The organism is Thioalkalivibrio sp. ALJ2, from assembly GCF_000378325.1.
Lineage (GTDB): Bacteria > Pseudomonadota > Gammaproteobacteria > Ectothiorhodospirales > Ectothiorhodospiraceae > Thioalkalivibrio.
The window spans coordinates 98,865-122,471 of record NZ_KB899555.1 but is presented as its reverse complement, the minus strand read 5'-3'; the positions used below and the strand labels follow the sequence as shown (position 1 = coordinate 122,471).

Genomic DNA, 23,607 nt, shown 5'->3' with positions numbered 1-23,607 from the left:
CGGCGGCCTGAATGCTCGAAAGACTCCCTGAATTCCTGTCCAATCATCCGATCCTGACCGGTGCCCTGCTGGCGGTTGTCGGGATGATCCTGTTCACCGAGTTCCGCCGCCTGACCCGCAAGTACCGCACCCTCTCGCCGAGCGAGGCCGTGCGCGTGATCAATCAGGACGACAGCCTGGTGCTGGATGTGCGCGAGGACAACGAGATCGCCTCCGGCCGCATTGGTGGGGCCAAGCACATCCCGGTGGGCAGCCTGCAAAAGCGCATGGACGACATCGCCAAGTACAAGGACAAGCCCGTAGTGGTGTACTGCCGCAGCGGTAACCGCTCCGCGATGGCCGCCTCACAGCTGACCGCTGCGGGGTTCCAGGATGTCGTGAACCTCCAGGGCGGCATCCAGGCCTGGCAATCCGCGGGCATGCCGATCAAGAAGAAGTAATGCGCTTCGAGGTCTATGGCACGGTCCGCTGCCCGTTCTGTCTGCTGGCCCGCCGGCTGCTGATCCACCACGGTTACCCCTTCGACGACCACCCGGTGGACCGCGAACCCGGGGCGCGCGCGGAGATGGAACAGCGGGCCGGCCGCAGCTCGGTGCCGCAGATTTTCCTGGGTGACACCCATATCGGCGGATACGACGAGCTGCAGGCGCTGGATCGCTCCGGTGAACTGCAACGCATGGCCGAAGCGGCCGGCATCGCGCGCACCAGCGACGCCTGAGCCCCCAGGACGACGGGAAAACTCACCCGCCTCTTGACTCCTATCCGGCGCCACATTCCTTTACGATTCCCGCACACGAATCCCATTCTCCACGACTCGGAACAACATCATGGCTGAAGAAACCTCCAACACCAGCGGTAACGGCGCGGGCGCGCAGGGCAACTCCCAGGACAACCCCGGCTTCTCCATCCAGAAGGTGTTCATCAAGGACATCTCGTTCGAGTCGCCGGACGCCCCCGAGATCTTTCTGAACGAGTGGAAGGGCGACACCAACATTCAGCTGAACACCAACGCCCGCGCGATTCGCGAAGAAGAAGGCGTGTTCGAGGTCGAGCTGAAACTGACCGTGACCACCGAGTCCAACGGCAAGACCGCCTACCTGGTCGAGATCAACCAGGCCGGGGTCTTCATCGTCCGCGGCTTCCCCCGCGACCAGCTCAACCAGCTGCTGGGCTCCTACTGCCCGAACCTGCTGTTCCCGTTCGCCCGCGAAACGGTCGCGGACCTGGTACTCAAGGGCGGCTTCCCGCAGCTGCTGCTGCAGCCGGTCAACTTCGAGGCGCTGTACCAGCAACACCTGGAAGACCAGAAAAAGGCATCCGGCGACTCGCAGGCGGCCGCGCCGGAGTCGACCTCCCAGGCCTGATCCGGGGCTCGCACCCGTGCGCATCGCACTCCTGGGTGGCGGTTCCTGGGGCACCGCGCTGGCGATCCACGCCGCGCGTCTGCACCAGGACGTCGTGCTCTGGGTCCGCAAGGACGAGGCCGCCGAGCGGCTGAGCCGCGCGCGCGAGAACGCCCGCTATCTGCCCGGCATCCCCTTCCCCGAAACCCTTTCCATCAGCGCCGCCCCCGGTGTGATCGACGATGTCGACCTGGTGCTGATCGCAGTCCCGTCCGGGGCCTTTCGCGAGACCCTGCGCTGGATGCAGCCGCGCCTGCGTGAAGGGCAGACGGTCGCCTGGGCCACCAAGGGACTGGAGACATCCAGCGGGGCCTGGCTGCACGAGATCGCCGAGGAAGAACTGGGCTCCGGCTTCCCGCCCGCGCTGATCTCCGGACCCTCCTTCGCCGCAGAGGTGGCCCGCGGCCAGCCCACCGCACTGACGGCGGCCTCGCAGAGCGAACACAGCCTGGACCGCCTGACTGGCGCACTGCATGGCAACGCCCTGCGCATCTATCGCAATCACGACGTGATTGGTGTGGAGCTGGGCGGAGCCCTGAAGAACGTCCTCGCGGTCGCGACCGGGATCGCCGACGGCGCGGGCTACGGCGGCAATGCCCGCGCCGCGCTGATGACGCGCGGTCTGGCCGAGATGCAGCGCCTGGGCGAGGCGGTCGGGGCCCAGCCGGGCACGCTGACCGGGCTTTCCGGTCTCGGCGATCTGATCCTCACCTGCACCGATGACCAGTCGCGCAACCGTCGCCTGGGGCGCCTGCTGGGTCAGGGCTATGACCTGGAGACGGCCCGCGCCCGTATCGGCCAGTCGGTCGAGGGGGTCGAGACCGCGCGCCAGATCAGCACGCGCGCCGAGGCCCTGTCGGTGGACATGCCCATCTCCGCGGAGGTCCACGCCGTGCTTTACCAGGGGCGACCGGTACGCGAGGCCGCCCGCCGCCTGCTGGAACGCGATCCGACCCACGAGAACCCGACCGGGTAACCCCGAGCCGAACCCGAACAATCGCGCATGCCGGCACAGTTCGTTACCGTGCACGGACGATTGTCCACAGCTGGGAGGCACCCATGCGCAAGGCGTGGAAGGAACTGGATCTCGAGGGCGGCGGCCTGCAGGCGATCAACGCGAAACTCGCGGCCGAGATGCGCGCGCGCCCGCCCGCCTACGCCGCCTGGGTCCTGTTTCCGCTGGGACTGCACCGTTTCTATCTGCGCGAACCTTTGGGGGGCGCGGGCTACATTGGCCTGAGTGCGGCAATTCTGATCGTGGCCTGGCTAGTGGCTGGCTGGTGGTGGCTGATCCCGACGGGTGCCATGGTGGCCTGGGCGGCGTTTGATCTGATCTGGATCGACCGCCGCGTGACCGACTACAACAAGGAACTGCGCAAGCAGGTGTTCCTGCGCAAGGGCCACAAGCCGCCGCAGGATTATCGCGGCCGCTACACCAGCGACGAGGACGCCCAGCGCGAACTGACTGAATACCAGTCGATCAAGGAAGGCGAGCGCGCCGGGCACCCGGGCCCCGCCGGGGCGAATGAGCGCGATCGCGACGTGGGCGGCAAGCGCCGCATGCCAAGCTTCAACGAGCAGGAAGCCATGCTGCGCCAGATGCGCTCACGCAAGAAGGGCGAGGCCGGGGACGACTGAGCCCCAGCCTCCGGCTTCATGCCCGCAATCAGGCGGGCAAACGGACTTTAGTTATCGCCCGGGCGCCAGACGCCACTGGCCTCCTGCGGCGGCGGGGCGGCCTGCTTGCGGCTCTCCATATCCACGAACACCGACTCGGTGAACTGCGAGAGCTGCTTCAGATACTCCTTGCGCTCGTTCACCGACTCCGGCATCTGCGCCACCAGAAAACCAGTGATCGCGCTCAGATACTGCACGGCCACGATGGGCTGCTGGGCCTTGGGATCGGTCTCGACCAGAACGTCCTGGATCTTCTGGATCAGGTCGCCGGACAGCTGCAGGGTATCGTCGCTCATGGTGCTCTCTCGGTTATCGAATGTGTGAACAGGCTAAGGCAAGGTCGCCGCGTCCAAAAGTGAACGCAAAGCCGGCGGGACTTTCCATCACGACCGGCGAATCGCCCGACCCTCACCACGGCCGCGGCGGTGGCCCCTGATCTTCCGGATTATCGTCGTCCGGACCGGATTCTGGGGCATCATCCTCAGTGTCATAATCCTCGCTAACGCGATCCGCCGGCACCTGCCAGGGCTCGCTGGGCAGGATCGACCGCTCGCCCGGGCGCGGTGCCCAGCGCTCCTGCTCCAGCCCCCGGATCAGCCCCACGATCATCATCAGGATCACCAGCGAAAATGGCAGGGCCGCCAGGATCACTGCGCTTTGCAGGACCTCCAGCCCGCCCGCCAGCAGCAACACCGCAGTGATCAGGCCGATCAACGCACCCCAGATGGTCAGATGCCGCTTGCGGTGCTCTGTGGAACCGTGGGCCAGCAGGGTATTGATCACGACGATCCCGGCGTTGGCGGAGGTCAGCAGGTAGGTCGCAATCAGGATCGTGATCAGCCCGCCCCCGACCTTGGCCACCAGCCAGGGCTCCAGCGTATCCATGGTCGCGAAGGTGGCCATGGTCAGGTCTTCGGAGACCTTGTCGGCAATATCCGCGATCCCCTCGACCTCGGCATGCAGCGCGGTACCGCCCAGCATCGCCAGCCAGAAAAAGGTGATGACCGTAGGCACCAGCAGCACGCCCAGGACAAATTCGCGCAGCGTGCGCCCGCGCGAGATGCGCGCGATGAACAGCCCGACAAACGGCGCCCAGGCCAGCCACCAGCCCCAGTAGAACACCGTCCAGTCGGAATGCCAGGGATCCGTCTGGTGGGCGTGGGTGTACAGCGAGAGCCCCAGCAGGTTCTGCAGGTAACTGCCGGAGGACTGCACGAACAGTGCCAGCAGATACTGGGTCGGCCCCCAGATCAGCAGCAGGCCCATCAGCGCCACGCTCAGCCACATATTGGCCTGGGAAATCCGCTGTACGCCGACCTGGACGCCGGTAATGACCGAAACGATCGCAATAACAGTGAGCAGGGCTGCCAGGAACAGCTGCCCGTTCTCGCCACCGGAAATCCCCAGGGTATGCACCAACCCGGTATCCAGCTGCTGAATACCCAGCCCCAGGGTAGTCGCGATCCCGAACACCGTGGCCAGGATCGCCAGCAGGTCGACGATGTCGCCGGGCCAGCCGTGGCTGTATTTTCCGATCAGCGGATGCAGCGCGGAGCGCAGCGCCAGCGGCTGCCCCCGGCGGAAGCCGAAGTAGGCCAGGATCAGCGCCAGCAGCGCGAACACCGCCCAGGCATTCAGACCCCAGTGGAAATAGGTCAGCACCATGGACATGTCGGCGGCCTCGGCCGTCTCGCCATTGTCCAGCAGGAACGGGTTGCCCCCGTAGTGACTGAGCGGCTCGGCCACCGCCCAGAACAGGAGGCCCACGCCCATGCCGGCGGCAAACAGCATGGCCAGCCACGACACGGTGGTGAACTCCGGCACCTCGTCATCCCGTCCAAGACGAACATCCTTGTAGCGGCCGACGCCCAGCCAGATCACGATGGCCAGGAACACGGCCATCGCGACCACGTAGTACCACTCGAGGAAAGGCGTCAGAAAGGTGCGGGCGTCCGAGACCACCCGCTCGAGTTCATCCGTGCGGTAGATCGCAAACAGCGCGATCAGCACCACCAGCAGCAGCGCGATCGGGGCTACGCGCGGGTTCAGTCCCTTGAACGGTCCTCGGGTCGCGACGTTGTACATCCGCTTCCTCCCTGAAGTGTCCGGCCCTCAGACGCGATGCGTGTGCAGCAGTTCCCGCTCGCCTGCGGAACGGTTACCGGTACGAAAATCCTGGATGACCCGATGCACGAAGCCCAGCTTCGAGATCGCCTCCGGTGTCAAGACGAATGGATAGACATGGGCATGCCCCATACTGCGGTTCAGGCTGTTCAGGGCTGCGGCCAGCGGCAGCCAGTGCGCGACCAGGGCATCCGGATCGTCGGTGGCGTAGGCATCGAAATGCGATTGCCCGCCCTGCGGCCCAAGCCTCGCCGCCTCTCCAACACTGGGCGCGACATCCATGCCATAGGCCGCCGCCGTATCGAGGGCGTCGACGATATGCAGGTAATGCGCCCAGGTCTCGGCCCAGTCCTCCCAGGGATGGGAGCTTGCATAGGCGGACACGAAATGGTTCTGCCAGTCGCTGGGCGGCCCATCCTCGTAATGGCGGCGCAACGCCTCGTCGTAGTCGATGCGTTCATCGCCGAAGCGGCCACGGAAGTACTCGTGCCAGCGCGTCCCCCGGATCAGACGGTCCCAGTAGTAATGCGCCGATTCATGACGAAAGTGTCCGAGGATGGTGCGGTAGGGCTCGGCCATGGCCTCGCGCATGCTCTCGCGCACGGACGGGTCCGCCTCCGCGATGTTGAGTGTAATCACGCCGTTCGCATGCCCGGTTACCACGCCGCCGCCCTCGTGGAAATCAGGGTTCGGGTCGGCCAGAAAATCGAACGCCACGCCGGCGGAGTCCGTCTGCTTGGACACAACGGGTAACCCCAGGCGCAACAGGCTGTAGACCAGGCGCCGCTTTTCCGTCTCCATCCGTTCCCACAGGCGCGCATTGCCCGGCACGCTCAGATCCGGGATGGTGCGGTTCAGCCGGCACGCGCGGCAATAGCCCTCCGGGTCATCGTGGCGCACCATCCAGTTACAGACCGCGTCCACCGCGTAGTGGCGGCACTGGCGATAAAGCGGCCCATCGGGTTCGCCCGCGACACGCCACAGCCCGCCCGGGATCGGCTCCCCGGAGGAGTAAAGCGCATCCCCGGCCATCTCCAGCGCCGACAGCTCCAGGCGGTCGGGTAGAAAGCCCAGCCGCCGTCCACAACCATTGCAGTAGGTATTGTCGAAATAAATGACACTACCGCAGCCTTCACACTCGAACAGCTGCATTACGACCTCCCGAAAAGCCGTGCCGCGGCGATTCGCGGCACGGCTTTCAGCCTACGCCAAAACCGCTGCATGCGTCGCGCACGTTCTGGCCCTCAAGGCCCACTCAGGGGTCTGGTTCGAGCAGCATTTGTACCCGCTTCAGCGCCAGCGGGTCTGTCAAAATCCCCGCATGCGTGGTGTTCACGCCGTAGATGCTGCTCGCCATTCCCTGTATCGGGGGGTACAGCATGGTCGACAGCGTGAGCACGCCATCCGTCCCTGCGCGTCCTCCGCTATCCGGACGGCGAAAGCTGAATAGCAGGTGCAGCTCCGTCTCCCCCGACAGTTCCGATTCGAACAGTCGGCGCTGATACTCGCTGCCGGGTGCCATGTCACGCCAGACCGGGATCACCACCGGCGAACGATCAACCCCCGACTGCGCGGCGGCATGCCCGTGCCAGGGCGTGGACAACGCAATCATGCGTGGGATCCGGGCCGGCGCCGCCCGCCGCTCGCGCTCATGCAGAAAGCCCTTCGCCACCAGCCCCCCCATGCTGTGCGCCACGACCGGCAGGGACTCCACGTCATAGCGCAGCTCCAGCTCTTCCAGGGTCTGCGCCAGGTGGGCCGCGATGGACTGCAGGGGCAACCCGGACGGGTAGTAGTACAACCAGGGTTGGTAACGCTCGCGATCGAGCTGGTGGATGAGTTCGGCGAACCCTCGCGGCGAGCCGTTCATACCGTGTACAAACAAAACCGGGATGCGGTCGGGATCGTAGGGTTCGAGAAAATAGACCCCGGCATAGCCGGCCAGCATGAAATCCAGCGGCCGCCACTGGCTCCCGCGCGCGACATCGTCGTCGAAACGCGGGTCATCCAGCGTAGTCACTTCCCCGAACGCCGTGACCCCACCGACGCTGAAGGGGCCGCCCTCCGGACCCCGCTCGCGCGCGGGCGACAACGCGATCGCATGTGCCGCGACCCCTTCGCCCCCGATCCGGATCTCCATATCGCCAAAACGCGTACCCGCAGGGCATTCCAGCACGCCACCCTCGTTTGCCAGGTACACCGGGGCACCCGCCTCGTGGCGCCCGTCACGCTCGGGGTCGGCAAAGGCCAGGACCTGGTAACGCCCCGGCGCCAGGCCAAAGAACCACTCGCCACCTCCAGCGCTCACCATGTGGTCCACCGGTTCCGGCACGGCACCCTCCTCCATCGGCGCGCGGAATACCGCGACCACATAAGGTCCCGGGACCTCGTCATCCGCCATCACGGTTCCGGCAATCGTGCAGGCCTGGCCCATCATCTGCATCTGTCCGCGCGCATCCCACAGCCCGCAGCCCGTCAGCCACCACGCCACCAGCACCAGTGCGGCAATCCTTGCTCCGTCCATGTCCGCCTTCCTGCCCGCCCGGATTAGTCCAACAAGCGGCTCGTGCATCTCGCCGCCCACCTGTCCCTCTCAGGATAGCGGCGCACACGCCAAATCGCCTGCTGTTAACCGCCGCTGTGGTACCCGCCCCTGCGCGCCCCAAACAAAAAAGGCCCGCGCGGGGCGGGCCTTGTCGGTTGCGGAAGAAAGCGGGCCGAATCAGGCGGCCGCTGCGGCGCGGGTGAAGGCCAGATGCTCGCCGGCCATGTCCACCTCGATGGTGTCGCCAGGGCCGAACTCGCCTGCCAGCAGCGACTGCGCCAGCGGGTTTTCCAGCTGGGTCTGGATCGCCCGCTTGAGCGGACGCGCCCCGTAGACCGGATCGAAGCCCGCGGCCCCCAGGTGGTCCAGCGCGGCGTCGGTGATGGTCAGCCCCAGGTCGCGCTCTTCCAGACGCTTGCGCAGGTACTGCAACTGGATGTCGGCGATCGCGCGGATCTGCTCGCGCTCCAGCGGATGGAACACCACCACGTCGTCCACACGGTTAATGAACTCGGGGCGGAAGTGCTGCCCGACGATCTCCATCACCGCGCCCTTCATCGCCGCGTAGTTCTCCTCGCCGGCCATCTCCTGGATCTGCTGCGACCCCAGGTTGGAGGTCATCACGATCACCGTGTTGCGAAAGTCCACGGTGCGCCCGTGCCCGTCCGTCAGGCGGCCGTCATCCAGCACCTGCAGCAGCACGTTGAAGACATCCGGGTGCGCCTTCTCGACCTCGTCGAGCAGGATCACGGAGTACGGCTTGCGGCGCACGGCCTCGGTCAGGTAGCCGCCCTCCTCGTAGCCGACATAGCCCGGGGGCGCCCCGATCAGCCGCGCCACGGAGTGCTTCTCCATGAACTCGGACATGTCGATGCGCACCATCGCTTCTTCCGTGTCGAACAGGAAGCTGGCCAGCGCCTTGGTCAGCTCGGTCTTGCCCACGCCGGTCGGGCCGAGGAACAGGAACGAGCCGTTCGGGCGATTCGGGTCGGACAGGCCCGCCCGCGAGCGACGGATGGCATTGGCCACGGCATTGACCGCCTCGGACTGACCGACCACGCGGGCGCCGATCGCCTCCTCCATGCGCAGCAGCTTGTCCTTTTCCCCCTCCAGCATCTTGGAGACCGGGATGCCGGTCCAGCGTGATACGACCTCGGCGACCTCTTCGTCGGTCACCTTGGTGCGCAGCAGTTTGGTCTCCTGACTTTCCATCTCGTGGGCCATGGCCAGGGACTTCTCCAGGTCCGGGATCCGCCCGTACTGCAGCTCCGACATGCGCGAGAGATCCCCGGCGCGGCGGGCCGTCTCCAGCTCCATGCGGGCACGCTCGAGCTCTTCCTTCAGTTGCGCGGCACCGGAGACCGAGGCCTTCTCGGATTTCCACACCTCTTCCAGATCGGAGTACTCGCGCTCCAGGCGCTCGATCTCGCCCTCCAGGGTGTCGAGGCGCTTCTTCGAGGCGTCGTCGGATTCCTTCTTCAGCGCCTCGCGCTCGATCTTCAACTGGATCAGACGGCGCTCCAGGCGATCCATGGACTCCGGCTTGGAGTCGATCTCCATCTTGATGCGGCTGGCCGCCTCGTCGATCAGGTCGATCGCCTTGTCCGGCAGCTGGCGGTCGGTGATGTAGCGCTGCGAGAGCTGCGCGGCGGCGACGATCGCCGGGTCGGTGATCTCGATTCCGTGGTGGACCTCGTAGCGCTCTTTCAGTCCGCGCAGGATGGCGATGGTGTCTTCCTGGCTGGGTTCGTCGACCAGCACCTTCTGGAAGCGGCGCTCCAGCGCGGCGTCCTTTTCGATGTTCTGGCGGTATTCATCCAGCGTGGTCGCGCCGATGCAGTGCAGCTCACCACGCGCCAGCGCCGGCTTGAGCATGTTGCCTGCGTCCATCGCGCCCTCGGCCTTGCCGGCGCCTACAAGCGTATGGATCTCGTCGATGAACAGGATCACGCGACCCTCTTCCTGCGACAGCTCCTTGAGCACGGACTTCAGCCGTTCCTCGAAGTCACCTCGGTACTTGGCCCCGGCCAGCAGCGCACCCAGGTCCAGCGCCAGTACGCGCTTGTCCTTGAGCCCCTCGGGCACCTCGCCGTTGATAATGCGCTGCGCCAGGCCCTCGACGATCGCGGTCTTGCCAACCCCCGGCTCGCCGATCAGCACCGGGTTGTTCTTGGTGCGGCGCTGCAGCACCTGGATCGAGCGGCGGATTTCCTCGTCACGCCCGATGACCGGATCCAGCTTGCCCTGCTCGGCACGCTCGGTCAGATCGGTGGTGTATTTCTCCAGCGCCTGACGGCTCTCCTCGGCATCCGGGTTGTCCACCTGGCTGCCACCGCGAATGTCATGAATGGCCTTGTCCAGTGCGTCCTTGTTGGCGCCGGCATCGCGCAGCATCTCGCCCACGCCGCCCTTCTCGTCGACGGCGGCGAGCAGGAACAGCTCGCTGGAGATGTACTGGTCCTTGTTCTGCTGGGCCAGCTTGTCACAGACATTCAGCAACCGGCCCAGGTCATTGGAGACATGGACCTCGCCGGCCGCGCCCTCGACGCGGGGCATGCGGTCCAGCGCCTCGCCCAGCGCCGAGCGCAGCTGGCGCACGTTGACGCCCGCGCGGTCGAGTACATGGCGCACGGTACCGCCATCCTGGTCCAGCAAGGCCAGCAGCAGGTGGGACGGTTCGATGAACTGGTGGTCGCGGCCAACGGCAAGTGACTGCGCATCGGCGATCGCGGACTGGAATTTGGTGGTCAGGCGATCCATTCGCATTGGGAAACCCCTCGGTCAAATCTTGGTGAACTGACACGAACCATGGGGGCAATGCCCGTCGCTTCAAGGATAGCCACCGAATTTAGAACACGTGGCGCGCCGTCATTCCTCGTCCAGATGTCCAATCCAGGCCAGCGTGCCCATGCGCCCGGTCTCGCCGTCCCGGCGATAGGAATAGAACCGCCCGGCCTCCGAATAGGTGCAGCGCCCGCCGCCCGTCACATGTACGACTTCGACCCGCTCCAGCCGGTGCCGGGCCAGCGCGTAGATGTCCGCGTGGAAATGCCCGTTCGGGCCGGCACGGAAGGCGGGCGCGGCCTCGACATCGTGATCGAGGAAGGTATCACGCACCTCCGGCCCGACCTCGAAGGCCCCCGGGCCGATCGCCGCCCCCATCCAGGCGCGGATCTCCGCCTCGGGGCGAGTAATGCGCAGGGCCTCGACGGCCGCCTCGAGCACCCCGTCGGCCAGCCCGCGCCAGCCGGCATGGGCCACGGCCACCGCCTCGCCATCGTCGGTCGCCAGCACGACGGGCAGGCAGTCCGCCGTCTGCACCGCACAGACCACACCGGGCGCGTCGGTGAATACCGCATCGGCCTCGATCACCTCGCCCTGCTCCCACGCCTCCAGCAGGTCCTCGGCCCGGATGACGCGCGTGCCGTGGACCTGCCGCGGCCAGGCGACGGGCTCCGCGATCCCCAGGCTGTGTTCCAGGCGGTAGCGGTTCTCGGCGACATGTTCGGGGTCATCGCCGGTATGCAGGGCGAGATTCAGCGAGTACCAGGGGCCCGTGCTCACGCCCCCCTCCCGCGTGCTCTGTACCGCCCAGACGCCCGACGGGAGGTCGCCGAAGTCCGGTGCGAGCGTGGGGATCAGTTCAGCGGTCATTCTCGGCCTCCCGGTCGGTACGCAGGGCGACGAGCAGCGCCTCGAAATCCTCGGGCACGGGTGCCTCGAAGGCGAGCACTTCGCCACTGTCAGGATGCTCGAATTCCAGTCGCGCCGCATGCAGGGCCTGACGGCGAAAGGCCGCGAGCGCCCCCTTCGCCGCCTCGCCCATGCCACGCACCGGGCGCGGGCGCCCTCCATAGGCGGGATCGCCCACGATCGGGTGCCGGATATGCGCCATGTGCACGCGGATCTGGTGGGTACGCCCGGTCTCAAGTCGCACATTCAGCAGGGTATGAGCCGGGAAACGCTCCGCTACCCGATAGTGGGTCACCGCCGGCTTGCCACCGCCCGTGACCGCCTGGCGCTTGCGATCCACCGGATGACGGCCGATTGGCTCTTCGATGGTGGCACCGCTGATCACGCGACCCTGCACCAGTGCCCGGTACTCGCGGTGGACCGTACGCTCCTGCAACTGGCGCACCAGCGCGGTCTGCGCCTGCGGCGTACGCGCAACCACCATCAGCCCGGTGGTGTCCTTGTCCAGCCGGTGCACCACCCCGGCGCGCGGCAGCTGCGAGAGGTTCGGGTCATGGTGCAGCAGGGCATTGACCAGGGTGCCGGCACGATGCCCCGCCGCCGGGTGCACAACCAGCCCGGCCGGCTTGTTGATTACCAGTACGGCGGGGTCCTCATGGACGATATCCAGCGCAATGGGCTCTGGCTCGGCCTCCAGGACCGGGGCCTCCGGGGGCTCCAGCACGACATGCTCGCCGCCCTGCACCGGCGTGCGCGGTTTCGGCTGGCCACCGTTCACGGTCAAGGCCCCTTCCTTCAGCCACTGGGTCAGCTGGCTGCGCGAATACTCCGGGAACAGCCTAGCCAGCGCGGCATCCAGCCGCTGGCCGGCCTCTTCCTCGGGGAGTTCCGCAGATCGCGGTTCGTTCATTGGCGATACTCGTCTCGATTTTCCCGCACCCGCGAACGGCCAGGCACGGCATGATGTTGTAGAATCCGCGGACACCGCTTCATCTGCGAGGCCCCATCGTGATTTCTGCTCCAAACCTGCTGCGCCTGCTCGCCGTCCTGCTCCTGGCACTTGTGATTGCCGGCTGCGCCGGACGCGAGGACCCGACGCTGGGCTGGTCCGCCAGTCAGCTCTACGGCGAGGCGAAGAACGCCCTGAACGAGGGGAACTACGATCAGGCCGTCGAATACTACGAAATCCTCGAGGCGCGCTACCCGTTCGGCCGCTATGCCCAGCAGGCGCAGATCGAGATCCCGTACGCCTACTACAAGGCGCGCGAGCCGGAGGCCGCCATCGCCGCGGTGGACCGCTTCATCCAGCTCAATCCGCGCCACCCGAACCTGGATTATGCGTACTACCTGCGCGGGCTGATCAACTTCAACCGCCAGCAGGGCTTCCTCGCCAACCTGTTCCCGCGGGATCCGGCGGAGATGGACCCGGAGCCCTTCGAGCAGGCCTTCCAGGATTTCGACCGCCTGATCCGCGAGTTCCCCGACAGCCGCTACGCGCAGGATTCCTACCTGCGGATGGTCTATATCCGCAATGCGCTGGCGGCCTACGAACTGCGCGTGGCCGAGTTCTATATGGAGCGCACCGCCTGGGTCGCGGGCGCCGAGCGCGCGCGTCACCTGCTGGCCACCTACCCCGGTGCCGAGGTCCAGCCACAGGCCCTGGGCGTGCTGTGGCGTGCCTATACCGAACTGGGGCTCGAGGACTACGCCGACGCGACGATGATGGTCCTGGAACTGAACTATCCCGACGCCGCCGTAGCCGTGCGCGCGGGCGAACCGATCGAGACCCGCGAGCAGCGCGGCGGCCTGTGGCGCGTGTTCGACCGCTTGCCGTTCTTCACGAACTGACCGGGGAGCATCCGCACTCCCCCGGCTTCACAATCAAACCGTCATTGCGAGGAGCCGAAGGCGACGCGGCAATCGGTTTCCTGAACCCGCAGGCCTGAATCCGGGGATTACCGGAGCCGGCCGATTGTCTCGTCGCTGCGCTCCTCGCAATGACGGGACAAAGCCCGAGGCCGAGGGTTACAGCGCCTCGCTACCCTCTTCGCCGGTACGGATACGCACCACGCGGGCCATGTCGGAGACAAAGATCTTGCCGTCCCCGATCTTGCCAGTGCGCGAGGCCTTCACGATCGCATCGATACAGGCGTCCACGCGGTCGTCATCCACCACCAGCTCCAGCTTTACCTTGGGCAGGAAGTCGACCACGTATTCCGCACCCCGGTAGAGCTCGGTATGGCCCTTCTGCCGGCCAAAGCCCTGGACCTCGGTCGCGGTCATGCCGGCAATGCCCATCTCGGTCAGGGCCTCGCGGACATCCTCCAGCTTGAACGGCTTGATGATCGCCTCGATCTTCTTCATGCGAATCCCTTTGGTTGTGCCCGCCGCGCGGGCGCTCGTCTTGCATCCGAAAGTGTACCAAACCGCCACCGCGGCGCCCGCGCCCCGGCTCAGCCGTTGCGTGGGCCACAGGCGCGTGAGGGCCCTCAGCCCGGGCGGTAGCCGGAGGTGATCGGGTAGCGCCGGTCACGGCCGAAGGCCCGTCGGCTGACGCGCACCCCGGGCGGGGCCTGGCGGCGCTTGTACTCGGCCAGGAAAACCAGCCGCGCGATGCGCTCCACGGTGGCCCGATCAAAGCCATCGGCCACGATCTCCTCCACCGAGCGCTCCTGTTCGACGAAGGCCTCCAGCACCGCATCCAGCACCTCGTAGGGGGGCAGCGAATCGGCATCCTTCTGGTCGGGCGCCAGTTCGGCGCTGGGCGGACGCTCGATCACCCGCTCGGGGATCGCCGCGCCACGCGTATTGCGCCAGCGCGCCAGGCGGTACACCCACTGCTTGGAGACATCCTTGAGCGGGGCAAAGCCGCCGTTCATGTCGCCATACAGCGTGGAATAGCCGACGGCCATCTCCGACTTGTTGCCGGTCGCCAGCAGCAGCTTGCCGCTGCGGTTCGACAGTGCCATCAGCAGCACCCCGCGGGCGCGCGACTGCAGGTTCTCCTCGGTCACATCCCCCGCATGGGCGGGCATCGCGTCGAACGCCGGTGACAGGCCCTCGAGGAAGTCCTGCACCATCGGCTCAATCGCGATCTCGTGGTACTCGATACCCAGCAGCCGGGCCTGTGCCTCGGCATCCTCGATACTCATCGACGCGGTGTAGCGATACGGCATCATCACCGCCGTCACGGCGGCCGGACCCAGGGCGTCCACCGCCAGTGCGGCCGTCAGCCCCGAGTCGATGCCGCCGGACAGGCCCAGCAGCACGCCGGGAAACCCATTCTTGGCGACATAGTCGCGGATGCCGATCATCAGGGCCTGGTAGAGGTCGCGGGCATCCGCCTCGTCCGGCTCCGGGCCGGGGTCGGTCAGCGTCGGGCGGATGCCGCAGGCGGACAGGTGCATGGTCTCGGGACGGGGCTGCAGTTCGATCCCGGACGGTCCGCGCCGGCCCTGCACCAGGGCATACCCGGTCGCCCAGGCCGGCAGCACCGCGCGCGCGCCATGCGCGGCGTCGTGCACGAAGGAGCGGCCGTCGAACACCAGCTCGTCCTGACCGCCCACCTGGTTCACGTAGACCACCGGGCAGCCGGTCTCGGCGACCCGCGCGCCCACCACCTGCAGGCGCTCCTCGGCCTTGCCGCGATGATAGGGCGAGGCATTCAGGTTCAGGATCAGTTCGGCGCCGGCCGCCTGTGCGGCAGCGGCTGGCGCCGCCTGCCAGATGTCCTCGCAGACGGTCAGGCCGATCCGCCAGCCCGCCAGCTCAACCACGCAGGCCTGATCGCCCGCGACGAAATAGCGCTGTTCGTCGAATACCGAATAGTTGGGCAGGACCTGCTTGGCATAGCGCGCGATCTCGCGACCGTCGCGCAGCCACAGCGCGGCGTTCACCAGACCCTTCTCGGTGGTAACCGGCGCGCCGAGGATCACGTCGATGCCCGCTACCGAGCGTGTAATCGCGGCCAGGGACTGCTCCACCGCGCGCAGGAAGGCCGGGCGCAGCAGCAGGTCCTCCGGGGGGTAGCCGGTCAGGGCGAGTTCGGGGAAGACCACCGCGCGCGCACCGGCGGCGCGGGCCTGTTCGATCGCGTCCTCGATCAGGTGGCGGTTCGTATCCAGCCCGCCCACGATCGGGTTGATCTGGGCCAGGGCCAGCGGCAGGTCATCGGTGGACGCCATCGCGGCGTATCAGGCGCGATCGAGCGCGGACTGCATGGCCTGGCCGAGTTCGGCCGGGCTCTCGGCCACGCTCGCCCCGGCCGCGCGCAGGGCCGCCATCTTCTGTTCGGCCGTGCCCTGGCCGCCGGCGATGATCGCCCCGGCATGGCCCATGCGACGTCCGGGCGGCGCGGTGGCGCCCGCGATGTAGGCCGCCACCGGCTTGTCGAACTCGTTCTCGATATAGCGCGCGGCGCGTTCCTCGGCATCGCCGCCGATCTCGCCGACCAGCAGCACGCCGTCGGTCTCCGGGTCGTCGCGGAACAGGCGCAGGCAGTCGACGAAGTCGAGCCCCTGGATCGGGTCGCCACCGATGCCGATGCAGGTGCTCTGGCCCAGCCCCCGATCCGAGGTCTGCTTGACGGCCTCGTAGGTCAGGGTGCCGGAGCGCGAGATGATGCCGATGCGCCCGCGCTGGTGGATATAGCCGGGCATGATGCCGACCTTGCAGGCATCCGGCGTGATGATGCCGGGGCAGTTCGGGCCGATCAGGCGGGTCGGACTGCCGGCCAGCACCTGCTTCACGCGGATCATGTCCTGCACCGGGATGCCCTCGGTGATGCACACGGCCAGCTCGATGCCGGCATCCGCCGCCTCGCAGATCGCATCGGCCGCGAACGGGGCCGGGACATAGATCATGCTGACGGTCGCACCCGTCTGCGCCACCGCATCGGCGACGGTATTGAACACCGGACGGTCCAGATGCGTCTGTCCGCCCTTGCCGGGCGTCACGCCCCCGACCAGACGGGTGCCGTAGGCGATCGCCTGCTCGGAGTGGAAGCTGCCCTGCTTGCCGGTAAAGCCCTGGCAGATCACCTTCGTATCGCGGTCGACGAGGATGCTCATGCCACGGCCTCCACCACGGTGCGCGCCGCGCGGTCGAGGTCCGCGGCCGGGATCACGTCCAGGCCGGAGCTGGTCAGCGCCTCGCGGCCCTGCTCGGCATTCGTGCCTTCCAGCCGCACCACCACCGGCACCTGGACCTGCACCTCGCGGATTGCAGCGATGATGCCCTCGGCGATCAGGTCGCAGCGCACGATGCCGCCAAAGATATTCACCAGCACCGCCTTCACCGAGGGGTCCGACAGGATCAGCTTGAACGCGGCCGTGACCCGCTCCACCGTCGTGCCGCCGCCGACATCCAGGAAGTTGGCCGGCTCGCCGCCGTGGTGCTTGATCAGGTCCATCGTGGCCATGGCCAGGCCCGCGCCGTTCACCATGCAACCGATGGAGCCGTCCAGGCGGATGTAGTTGAGGTCGTGCTCGTGCGCCTGTTCCTCGGCCGGGTCGCGCTGGCGCGCGTCACGTTCGGCCATCAGTGCCTTCTGGCGGTAGGCGGCGGAGTCGTCCACGGTCAGCTTGGCGTCGATGGCCAGCAGCTGGTCGTCAGCGGTCAGCACCAGCGGGTTGATCTCCAGCAGCTGCGCATCCACCTGCTGGAACAGGGCATGGGCATTGGTCACCAGTTGGGCCATCGCCTTGGCCGGCTCGCCCGACAGCCCGAGGGCAAAGGCAACCCGCCGCCCGTGAAACGGCATCACGCCCGTGGCCGGGTGGATCGGCAGGGTGATCACCGCCTCGGGCCGTTCGGCGGCCAGGGTTTCGATGTCCATGCCGCCCTCGGCGGAGACCACCAGCGCCAGGCGCTCGCGGGCCCGGTCCACCAGCAGGGCGAAATAGAACTCGCGGGCGATGTCGGCGGCTGGCTCCAGCAGGAGCTGATCCACCGGCAGGCCCTCGGGGCCGCTCTGCCCGGTGACCAGACGCGAGCCCAGCAGCTTCTCCGCCGCCTCGCGCGCAGCCTCGGCGGAATCCGCCATCACCACGCCACCGGCCTTGCCACGCCCACCGGAATGCACCTGGGCCTTGACCAGCACACGCTCGCCGCCCAGTGCCTGCCAGGCCTCGGGAAGCTCGTCAGCGTGGGTGATCACCTGTCCGTCGGGAACGGGGATGCCGGCGTCGCGAAAGCGCGCCTTGGCCTGAAATTCGTGGAGATTCATGGGTGTGGAGGATAGCGGTGCGCCCATTTCCCTACAACTGCGGGCCCTACAACTGCGGGGGCGAACGCGAGGGGTGGTTTCTCAGGCGGCCTGCACCGGGATGCCGTGGCCAGTGCGCACGATCGCGTTGCGGGCGTCGAGATACACGAGGTTCGGGGTGAATTCCCGGGCCTCGGCCGCTTCCATCTGCGCGTAGGCGCAGATGATCACGCGGTGCCCCACCGCCGCCTTGTGCGCGGCCGCGCCATTGACCGAGATGATGCCGGAGCCCGGCTCGCCCTCGATCGCGTAGGTGGTGAAGCGCTCGCCGTTGTCCACGTTGTAGATCTGGATCTGCTCGAACGGCAGGATGCCGGCGGCTTCCAGCAGCCGCGTATCGATGGCGCACGAGCCCTCGTACTCCAGCTCACAATGAGTGACCTGGGCCTTGTGCAGCTTGCCCTTGAGCATGGTGACGTGCATCGGCGATTTTCCCGGCGATAACCTCTGGGGGCGCAAAATTATCCGCGATTGTGCCAGGCGCGGCAAATGCCCCACCCCGAATCGGGCACGGATCAGTTCGTCGGGCGGGTGCGGACGTTGTCGATCAGACGGACTTCCGCCAGCCACGCGGCGGCCAGCACGACCAGGTCCTGATCGGCCAGCGCCACGCCATGCTCCGGCTCGGCCAGGTCCTGCGCGCGGCGGATGGACAGGTATTCGGGGTCGAAGCCGGCCTCGCGGAGACGATCGCAGGCACGCCCCTCGACCTCGGGGATGCGCTCGGCATCGAATACGGTCGCGCCCCGGCAGACCGTGGCCACTTCGTCCAGCACGCGCTTGAGCTCCGGCGCGATCACCCGCGCCTCTTCGGGCAACTGGTCGTTGCGCGAGCTGCAGGCCAGGCCATCCTTCTCGCGTACCGTCGGGATGGCCTCGACCCGTACCGGGATATCCAGCCCCTGCACCATGCGCTCGACCAGCTTGAACTGCTGGTAGTCCTTCTCGCCGAACAGCGCGATATCCGGCCGCACGAGATTGAACAGCTTGGTCACCACCGTGGCCACGCCATCGAAGTGCCCCGGGCGAAAAGCCCCCTCCAGCATCTCCGACAGTCCCGGGACGACCACCCGCACTGGAGGCATGCCGTCGTCCGGGTACATATCCTCCTCCGACGGGCAGAACACCGCGTCCACACCCGCCTCGGTCAGCAGGCGCGAGTCCTCCTCCAGGGTGCGCGGATAGCGCTCCAGGTCCTCGGGGCGGTCGAACTGCATCGGATTCACGAAAATCGAAACCACCACGCGCTGCGAACGCGCCCGGGCATGCCGGATCAGCGTCATATGCCCCTCGTGCAGGTGCCCCATCGTGGGGATCAGGGCAATGGTTCCGCGGCCCTTGCGGGCCCATTCTCGATGCATGGCCACCAACTGGGGCCGGTCACGCAGGATTCTCATGGGCCAGGGGTCTCTTGGGCCGGGGTCCTCATGGACGGAAAAAAGAAAGAACTAACGGTACGTGTGCACGCCGGATTCAGGGAACGTGCGCGCACGCACCGCCTCGCAATAGGCGCGAACTGCGCCCTCCAGCGAGCCACCGTCGCCCAGAAAGTCGCGGGCGAAACGCGGCGGCTCGGGCGTCAGACCAATCACGTCCTGGATCACCAGGACCTGGCCATCGCAGCGCGGGCTGGCGCCGATCCCGATCACCGGGATATCGGTCGCGCGCACGATCGCGTCCGCCAGCTCCTCCGGTACGCTTTCCAGGAGCAGGCCCTGGGCACCCGCCGCTTCCAGGCGTGCGGCCAGCGATTCCATCTCGGCGGCGGCGTGCGGGTCACGACCCTGTACACGATAGCCACCCATGCGATGCACCGCCTGCGGCGTCAGGCCCAGATGGGCACAAACGGGAATCCCGGCGGCCACCAGGCGCTCGACGATCGGCAGCTCGGCCAGACCGCACTCGACCTTGACCATGTGCGCACCGGCACGCAGCAAGGCCCCGGACTGCTGCAACGCGGTCGGTGCATCGGCGTCGCCAAGAAACGGCAAGTCCGCCATAATCATTGCGTTATGGGTCACACGAGCAACATTTGCGACGTGATAACACATGTCGTCAATTGTCACCGGCAGCGTGGTCGGGTGCCCCTGCACCACCATGCCGAGCGAATCCCCGACCAGGATGACGTCCACGCCACAGCGATCCAGTAGCGCGGCAAAGGACGCATCATACGCCGTCAGACAGGTAATCGGTTCGCCGGCCTGCTTGCGCCTGGCCAGCGTATTGACCGTGATCGGCCGCATCAGTCTGCCTCCCGGGCGGGATCGGTCTGCCGCACGTCAGAGCGTGATCGGCAGCGGATTGAAATAGTGTCGGCCACCCTGGATCGGCTCCAGGAACTGCACCAGCTGTTCGAAATCGGCCGGATTGTTCACCCAGTCGATCTCGGTGGCGTTCACGATCACCAGTGCCGCCCCTTCGAAATGATAGAAGAATTCCGCATAGGCGGCGTTCAGGCGTTCCAGGTAATGCGCCTCGATGTGACGTTCGTACGGTCGCGCACGCTGGCGAATGCGGTCCAGCAGCACTTCCACGGGCGCCTGCAGGTAGATCACCAGATCAGGTCGTGGCAGACCCGCGCGCAGATGCCGAAACATCTCGCGGTAGATCTCCAGCTCGTCAGGGTGCAGGTTGAGCTCGGCGAACAGCGGGTCCTTGTCCATCACGTAGTCGGCCACGTGGCGCTGCTCGAACAGGCCCTTCTGGCTGACCGGCGTCAGCTGCCGCACACGCTGCACCAGAAAATGCAGCTGCGTGGCCAGGGCGTGTTTGTCCGGCTCCTGGTAGAAGCGCTCGAGGAACGGGTTCTCGTCCGGTGCTTCAAAAATTCCCTCAGCCCGCAGGTGTTCCGACAGCAGACGCGCGAGGCTGGACTTGCCCACCCCGATCGGTCCTTCCACCGCAACAAAGTCGAAGTTGCTCAGACTCACCGCTGCCCTCCAGCACGGGCAACGTTCGGGTCCTCCAGCGCGACCAGCGAGGCGCCATCGAAGCGGCGGGCGAGCCGCTCGATCAGGCCCTCACCCGGAATCTTCAGACCCGGTGCCAGCTCGGCCAGCGGCAGGACCACGAAGTCGCGCTCGGCCAGGCCCGGATGGGGTACATGCAGCCCGGGCAGGTCCAGCACCTGATCCCCGTACAGCAAGATGTCCAGGTCGAGCAGGCGCGGCCCCCAGCGGGTGCCATCGCGCTCGCGGCCACAGTCGGCCTCGATCGCTTGCAGCGCATGCAGCAGCTCCAGGGGTTCGAGCCGGGTGTGCAGCCGGGCCACGGCATTCACGTAGTCCGGCTGGTCCTGCGGGCCCATCGGCGGGTTCCGGTACAGCCGCGACTGCCCCGTCAGCAGCGTCTGCGGCACGTCACCGGCCAGGCGCCGAAAGGCCTCGCGCACCTGATCCTCGGGGTCGCCAAGATTGGCGCCGATGCCCACGAACACCTGCAAACCAGCGTCGGTCATGCCGCATCCCCGCCGTCATTCGAGCTGCCGGCTTCGCCATCGCCCGTGCGTCGACGTTTTCGGCGACGCCCGCCACGGCGGGCACGGCCCTTACCCTTGCCGCCGCCCCCGGCCATCTTCTTCTGCTCGCCCTCGTCCTTCTCCTGGAACTCGGTCCACCAGCGGCACAGTTCCGGGTCAGCATCGCCCGCGCGGGCGCGCAGGCAGAGAAAATCGTATCCCGCTCGGAAACGCGGATGCGTCAACAGGCGCAGCGCGCGGCCACCCCGCGCCCGTTCCAGCCGCGCCTGCAGCTCCCAGATCTCGCGCACGATCAGGCTGAAGCGCTTGGGGATCGACACCGTCTTCACCTGGCGATCCAGCACCTCGGCCATCGCCTGCTGCCAGGCCGGGATCTCCTGCTCGCCGTCCTCGATGCGCCGGGTCGCCGCCACCTGCACCGGGGCCCACAGGATCGCGGCATAAAGAAACGCCGGGTTGACCCCAAGCTCTTCGTTGATGCGCTTGTCAGTATTGAGCAACGACTCGACCAGGAACTGCCGCCGCTCGGCGCCCACATCCGGATCGGCGAAGCACTCGGCCGCCTCCGGGAACATCGGCGCGAACAGACCGAAGCGCTCCAGTTCATCCAGGCAGGTGACCGCCGCACCACTGTGGAACAGCTTGATCACCTCGTCGAACAGCCGCGCCGGGGCGACCGTCTGCATCAGGCCCGCGAGTTCGTGTATCCCGGCCTCGACCTCGGGCGCGACGCGCAGCCCCAGCTTCGCGGAGAAACGCACCGCGCGCAGCATGCGCACTGGGTCCTCACGCAGCCGCGTCTCGACATCGTCTCCGATCAGGCGCAACACGCCCTCGCGCAGGTCCTCGACCCCGCCGGTGTAGTCGAGCACCGAGAAATCGTCGATGTCGTAGTACAGCGCGTTCACGCTGAAGTCCCGCCGCACCGCGTCCTGCTCGATCGTGCCGTAGCGGTTGTCGCGCAGGATGCGCCCCTCGTCGCTCAGCGCCACCTGCCCGTCGCCGCCCTCGTCCTCGTCGTGCGGCGCTCGGAAGGTGGCGACCTCGATCACCTCGCGGCCGAACAAGACATGAGCCAGGCGGAAACGGCGCCCGATCAGGCGGCAGTTACGGAACAGCCCGCGCACCTGGTCCGGCGTGGCATCGGTCGCGATGTCGAAGTCCTTCGGCTCGCGCCCCAGCAGCAGGTCGCGCACGCCCCCGCCCACCAGACAGGCGCGGTAGCCCGCATCACGCAGGCGATAGAGCACCTTCAGGGCGTTATCGTCGATCGCGGCACGCGAGATGCCGTGCTCCTCGCGTGAATACACGCGCGGTTCGGGGATCGCGGCGGACGGGGTTGCAGGATCGGCCTGAGTCACTCGGTTCGGGTTCCGTGAACGAAAGCGCAATATGGTAACAGCAAGCCGGTTCGGGAAAGGACCGGACGGACAAACATCATGTCCCGGCTCCTCGTCCCGCCCCCGACAACTGCAGGCGCAGCGGCGCGGTTTCGCCGGTCAGGCGGTAGCGCAGATAGTCATCGAGGATACGCCGATGGTCAAAGACCAGGGGCTGGCTCTGATCGTCGGGGTCCAGCCAGGCACAGTCCGCGGCGTCATCGGCCGCATGGGCCTCGCCCGCACCGCGCGCCACGAATACGGCGCTGACGGTGTGCCCGCGCGGATCCCGCGCAGGATCGGAATAGACGCCCAGCAAGGCCTCCAGCGTGACCTCCAGACCGGTTTCCTCCAGGGCCTCGCGCACGGCGGCCAGCTCAACCGACTCGCCGACATCCACGAAGCCCCCGGGGAGGGCCCAGCCATGGGGCGGGTTGCGTCGCTCGATCACCAGGACACGGCCAGGGTGAGCGGGGTGATGGATCACCACATCCGCGGCCAGCAAGGGGGTTTGTGGTGGGCCACTCATTCGTCTTGTCCGTCCTGGCGGATGAAACGCCGGATCTGGCGGCGCTGGCGCTTGTCCGGGCGGCGAATAGGCGCGCTGTCGGCCACCGCCCGCTCCGAGCGCCGGCGCTCGGACTCGGCCTCGCGCCGGGCCGTGCTCTCGGGCGTCTCGGCATACAGCTCGCGCGCCTCGGTCGCGGGCCGACGCTGATCATTCAACGCCCGCACGTCGATGTCCCAGGTCTGCTGGCCACGATGAATCGTCAGGCGATCACCCGGGTGCACCCGGCGCGCCGGCTTGCAGCGCTCGCCATTCACATGGACCTTGCCACCACTGACGGCCTCGGTGGCCAGCGCGCGGGTCTTGAAGAAGCGCGCGGCCCACAGCCACTTGTCGATGCGCAGCCCGCCGGCGGGCGCGGCGCGCGCCTCAGCCCTGGCCAAGGAACCCTCGCACTGGAGACACTGGACTTTCCCGCCGGATCGCGGGCATGGACAATGCGCGCCTTTCCACCATCAGAGGATGGGGCCCCGCA

The 23,607-nt window shown here is 67.2% G+C and carries 25 protein-coding genes; 6 read left to right on the top strand and 19 right to left on the bottom strand.

From position 1 onward, the window contains the following. Positions 1–11: 11 nt before the first annotated feature. The 5 genes from F468_RS0105780 to F468_RS0105760 all read left to right on the top strand — a co-directional run bounded on the left by F468_RS0105780 (position 12) and on the right by F468_RS0105760 (position 3,041). On the top strand, positions 12–440 hold the full coding sequence (locus F468_RS0105780; RefSeq protein ID WP_018138623.1) for a rhodanese-like domain-containing protein: 429 nt from the start codon (positions 12–14) through the stop codon (positions 438–440). Further along, entirely contained in the window at positions 440–718 is a 279-nt protein-coding gene (locus F468_RS0105775) for a glutaredoxin domain-containing protein (RefSeq protein WP_018138622.1), read from the top strand. The genes F468_RS0105780 and F468_RS0105775 overlap by 1 nt, the downstream gene beginning before the upstream one ends. Before the next feature lie 109 nt (positions 719–827). After that, positions 828–1,364 carry a protein-export chaperone SecB gene (gene secB, locus F468_RS0105770; RefSeq protein ID WP_018994752.1) on the top strand — a complete coding sequence of 179 codons (537 nt, stop codon included), beginning with the start codon at positions 828–830 and terminating at the stop codon, positions 1,362–1,364. Between the two features lie 16 nt (positions 1,365–1,380). Further along, positions 1,381–2,379, top strand: a complete 999-nt coding sequence (locus F468_RS0105765) for an NAD(P)H-dependent glycerol-3-phosphate dehydrogenase (protein WP_018138621.1) — start codon at positions 1,381–1,383, stop codon at positions 2,377–2,379. An 83-nt stretch (positions 2,380–2,462) separates the two neighbouring features. Beyond that, positions 2,463–3,041, top strand: coding sequence for a hypothetical protein (locus F468_RS0105760; protein ID WP_018994751.1), 579 nt, complete (start codon positions 2,463–2,465; stop codon positions 3,039–3,041). A 47-nt stretch (positions 3,042–3,088) separates the two neighbouring features. Here the strand turns inward: F468_RS0105760 and F468_RS0105755 are convergent, their stop codons facing one another. The 7 genes from F468_RS0105755 to rluD form a co-directional block, all read right to left on the bottom strand. Further along, positions 3,089–3,376 (bottom strand): hypothetical protein, encoded by a 288-nt coding sequence (locus F468_RS0105755; protein WP_017925760.1) that lies wholly within the window; start codon positions 3,374–3,376, stop codon positions 3,089–3,091. Between the two features lie 112 nt (positions 3,377–3,488). Next, positions 3,489–5,165: a BCCT family transporter gene (locus tag F468_RS0105750; RefSeq protein WP_018649265.1), complete on the bottom strand. Its 1,677-nt coding sequence runs from the start codon at positions 5,163–5,165 to the stop codon at positions 3,489–3,491. Between the two features lie 27 nt (positions 5,166–5,192). Then, complete coding sequence (locus tag F468_RS0105745; RefSeq protein ID WP_018994750.1) at positions 5,193–6,356, bottom strand: putative zinc-binding metallopeptidase; 1,164 nt, start codon at positions 6,354–6,356, stop codon at positions 5,193–5,195. A 103-nt stretch (positions 6,357–6,459) separates the two neighbouring features. Then, positions 6,460–7,728 (bottom strand): triacylglycerol lipase, encoded by a 1,269-nt coding sequence (locus F468_RS0105740; RefSeq protein WP_018649264.1) that lies wholly within the window; start codon positions 7,726–7,728, stop codon positions 6,460–6,462. 198 nt (positions 7,729–7,926) lie between these two features. After that, positions 7,927–10,509 (bottom strand): ATP-dependent chaperone ClpB, encoded by a 2,583-nt coding sequence (gene clpB, locus F468_RS0105735; protein ID WP_018994749.1) that lies wholly within the window; start codon positions 10,507–10,509, stop codon positions 7,927–7,929. A 108-nt stretch (positions 10,510–10,617) separates the two neighbouring features. Next, positions 10,618–11,403, bottom strand: coding sequence for a peptidoglycan editing factor PgeF (gene pgeF / locus F468_RS0105730; protein ID WP_018994748.1), 786 nt, complete (start codon positions 11,401–11,403; stop codon positions 10,618–10,620). Beyond that, complete coding sequence (gene rluD / locus F468_RS0105725) at positions 11,393–12,352, bottom strand: 23S rRNA pseudouridine(1911/1915/1917) synthase RluD (RefSeq protein WP_018138614.1); 960 nt, start codon at positions 12,350–12,352, stop codon at positions 11,393–11,395. Before rluD ends, pgeF begins: the two co-directional genes overlap by 11 nt. 98 nt (positions 12,353–12,450) lie before the next feature. Here rluD and F468_RS0105720 point away from each other — a divergent pair, with 98 nt between their 5' ends. Continuing rightward, positions 12,451–13,290 carry an outer membrane protein assembly factor BamD gene (locus F468_RS0105720; protein ID WP_018138613.1) on the top strand — a complete coding sequence of 280 codons (840 nt, stop codon included), beginning with the start codon at positions 12,451–12,453 and terminating at the stop codon, positions 13,288–13,290. Between the two features lie 177 nt (positions 13,291–13,467). Here the strand turns inward: F468_RS0105720 and F468_RS0105715 are convergent, their stop codons facing one another. From F468_RS0105715 to F468_RS0105660, 12 genes are all read right to left on the bottom strand, one after another. Next, positions 13,468–13,806, bottom strand: a complete 339-nt coding sequence (locus F468_RS0105715) for a P-II family nitrogen regulator (protein WP_012983402.1) — start codon at positions 13,804–13,806, stop codon at positions 13,468–13,470. A gap of 125 nt (positions 13,807–13,931) precedes the next feature. Next, positions 13,932–15,626: an NAD+ synthase gene (locus F468_RS0105710; RefSeq protein WP_018994107.1), complete on the bottom strand. Its 1,695-nt coding sequence runs from the start codon at positions 15,624–15,626 to the stop codon at positions 13,932–13,934. A 9-nt stretch (positions 15,627–15,635) separates the two neighbouring features. Continuing rightward, complete coding sequence (gene sucD / locus F468_RS0105705) at positions 15,636–16,511, bottom strand: succinate--CoA ligase subunit alpha (protein ID WP_018175400.1); 876 nt, start codon at positions 16,509–16,511, stop codon at positions 15,636–15,638. Beyond that, positions 16,508–17,668: an ADP-forming succinate--CoA ligase subunit beta gene (gene sucC, locus F468_RS0105700; protein ID WP_018994747.1), complete on the bottom strand. Its 1,161-nt coding sequence runs from the start codon at positions 17,666–17,668 to the stop codon at positions 16,508–16,510. The genes sucD and sucC overlap by 4 nt, the downstream gene beginning before the upstream one ends. An 81-nt stretch (positions 17,669–17,749) precedes the next feature. After that, entirely contained in the window at positions 17,750–18,130 is a 381-nt protein-coding gene (panD, locus tag F468_RS0105695; RefSeq protein WP_018138609.1) for an aspartate 1-decarboxylase, read from the bottom strand. A 92-nt stretch (positions 18,131–18,222) separates the two neighbouring features. After that, the gene (gene panC / locus F468_RS0105690) at positions 18,223–19,104 is read right to left on the bottom strand and encodes a pantoate--beta-alanine ligase (protein WP_018175399.1); all 882 of its coding nucleotides are present in this window, start codon (positions 19,102–19,104) and stop codon (positions 18,223–18,225) included. Between the two features lie 51 nt (positions 19,105–19,155). After that, entirely contained in the window at positions 19,156–19,950 is a 795-nt protein-coding gene (panB, locus tag F468_RS0105685; RefSeq protein ID WP_018994746.1) for a 3-methyl-2-oxobutanoate hydroxymethyltransferase, read from the bottom strand. Positions 19,951–19,986: 36 nt separating this feature from the next. Further along, on the bottom strand, positions 19,987–20,637 hold the full coding sequence (locus tag F468_RS0105680) for a deoxynucleoside kinase (RefSeq protein ID WP_012983410.1): 651 nt from the start codon (positions 20,635–20,637) through the stop codon (positions 19,987–19,989). Then, a complete protein-coding gene (folK, locus tag F468_RS0105675; RefSeq protein ID WP_012983411.1) occupies positions 20,634–21,164 on the bottom strand; it encodes a 2-amino-4-hydroxy-6-hydroxymethyldihydropteridine diphosphokinase in 531 nt (176 codons plus the stop codon). Before folK ends, F468_RS0105680 begins: the two co-directional genes overlap by 4 nt. Next, a complete protein-coding gene (gene pcnB, locus F468_RS0105670) occupies positions 21,161–22,546 on the bottom strand; it encodes a polynucleotide adenylyltransferase PcnB (protein ID WP_018138607.1) in 1,386 nt (461 codons plus the stop codon). The genes folK and pcnB overlap by 4 nt, the downstream gene beginning before the upstream one ends. Before the next feature lie 76 nt (positions 22,547–22,622). After that, the gene (locus F468_RS0105665; protein WP_018138606.1) at positions 22,623–23,069 is read right to left on the bottom strand and encodes an NUDIX hydrolase; all 447 of its coding nucleotides are present in this window, start codon (positions 23,067–23,069) and stop codon (positions 22,623–22,625) included. Between the two features lie 20 nt (positions 23,070–23,089). Beyond that, positions 23,090–23,515, bottom strand: a complete 426-nt coding sequence (locus tag F468_RS0105660) for an RNA-binding S4 domain-containing protein (RefSeq protein WP_018138605.1) — start codon at positions 23,513–23,515, stop codon at positions 23,090–23,092. Positions 23,516–23,607: the final 92 nt, after the last annotated feature.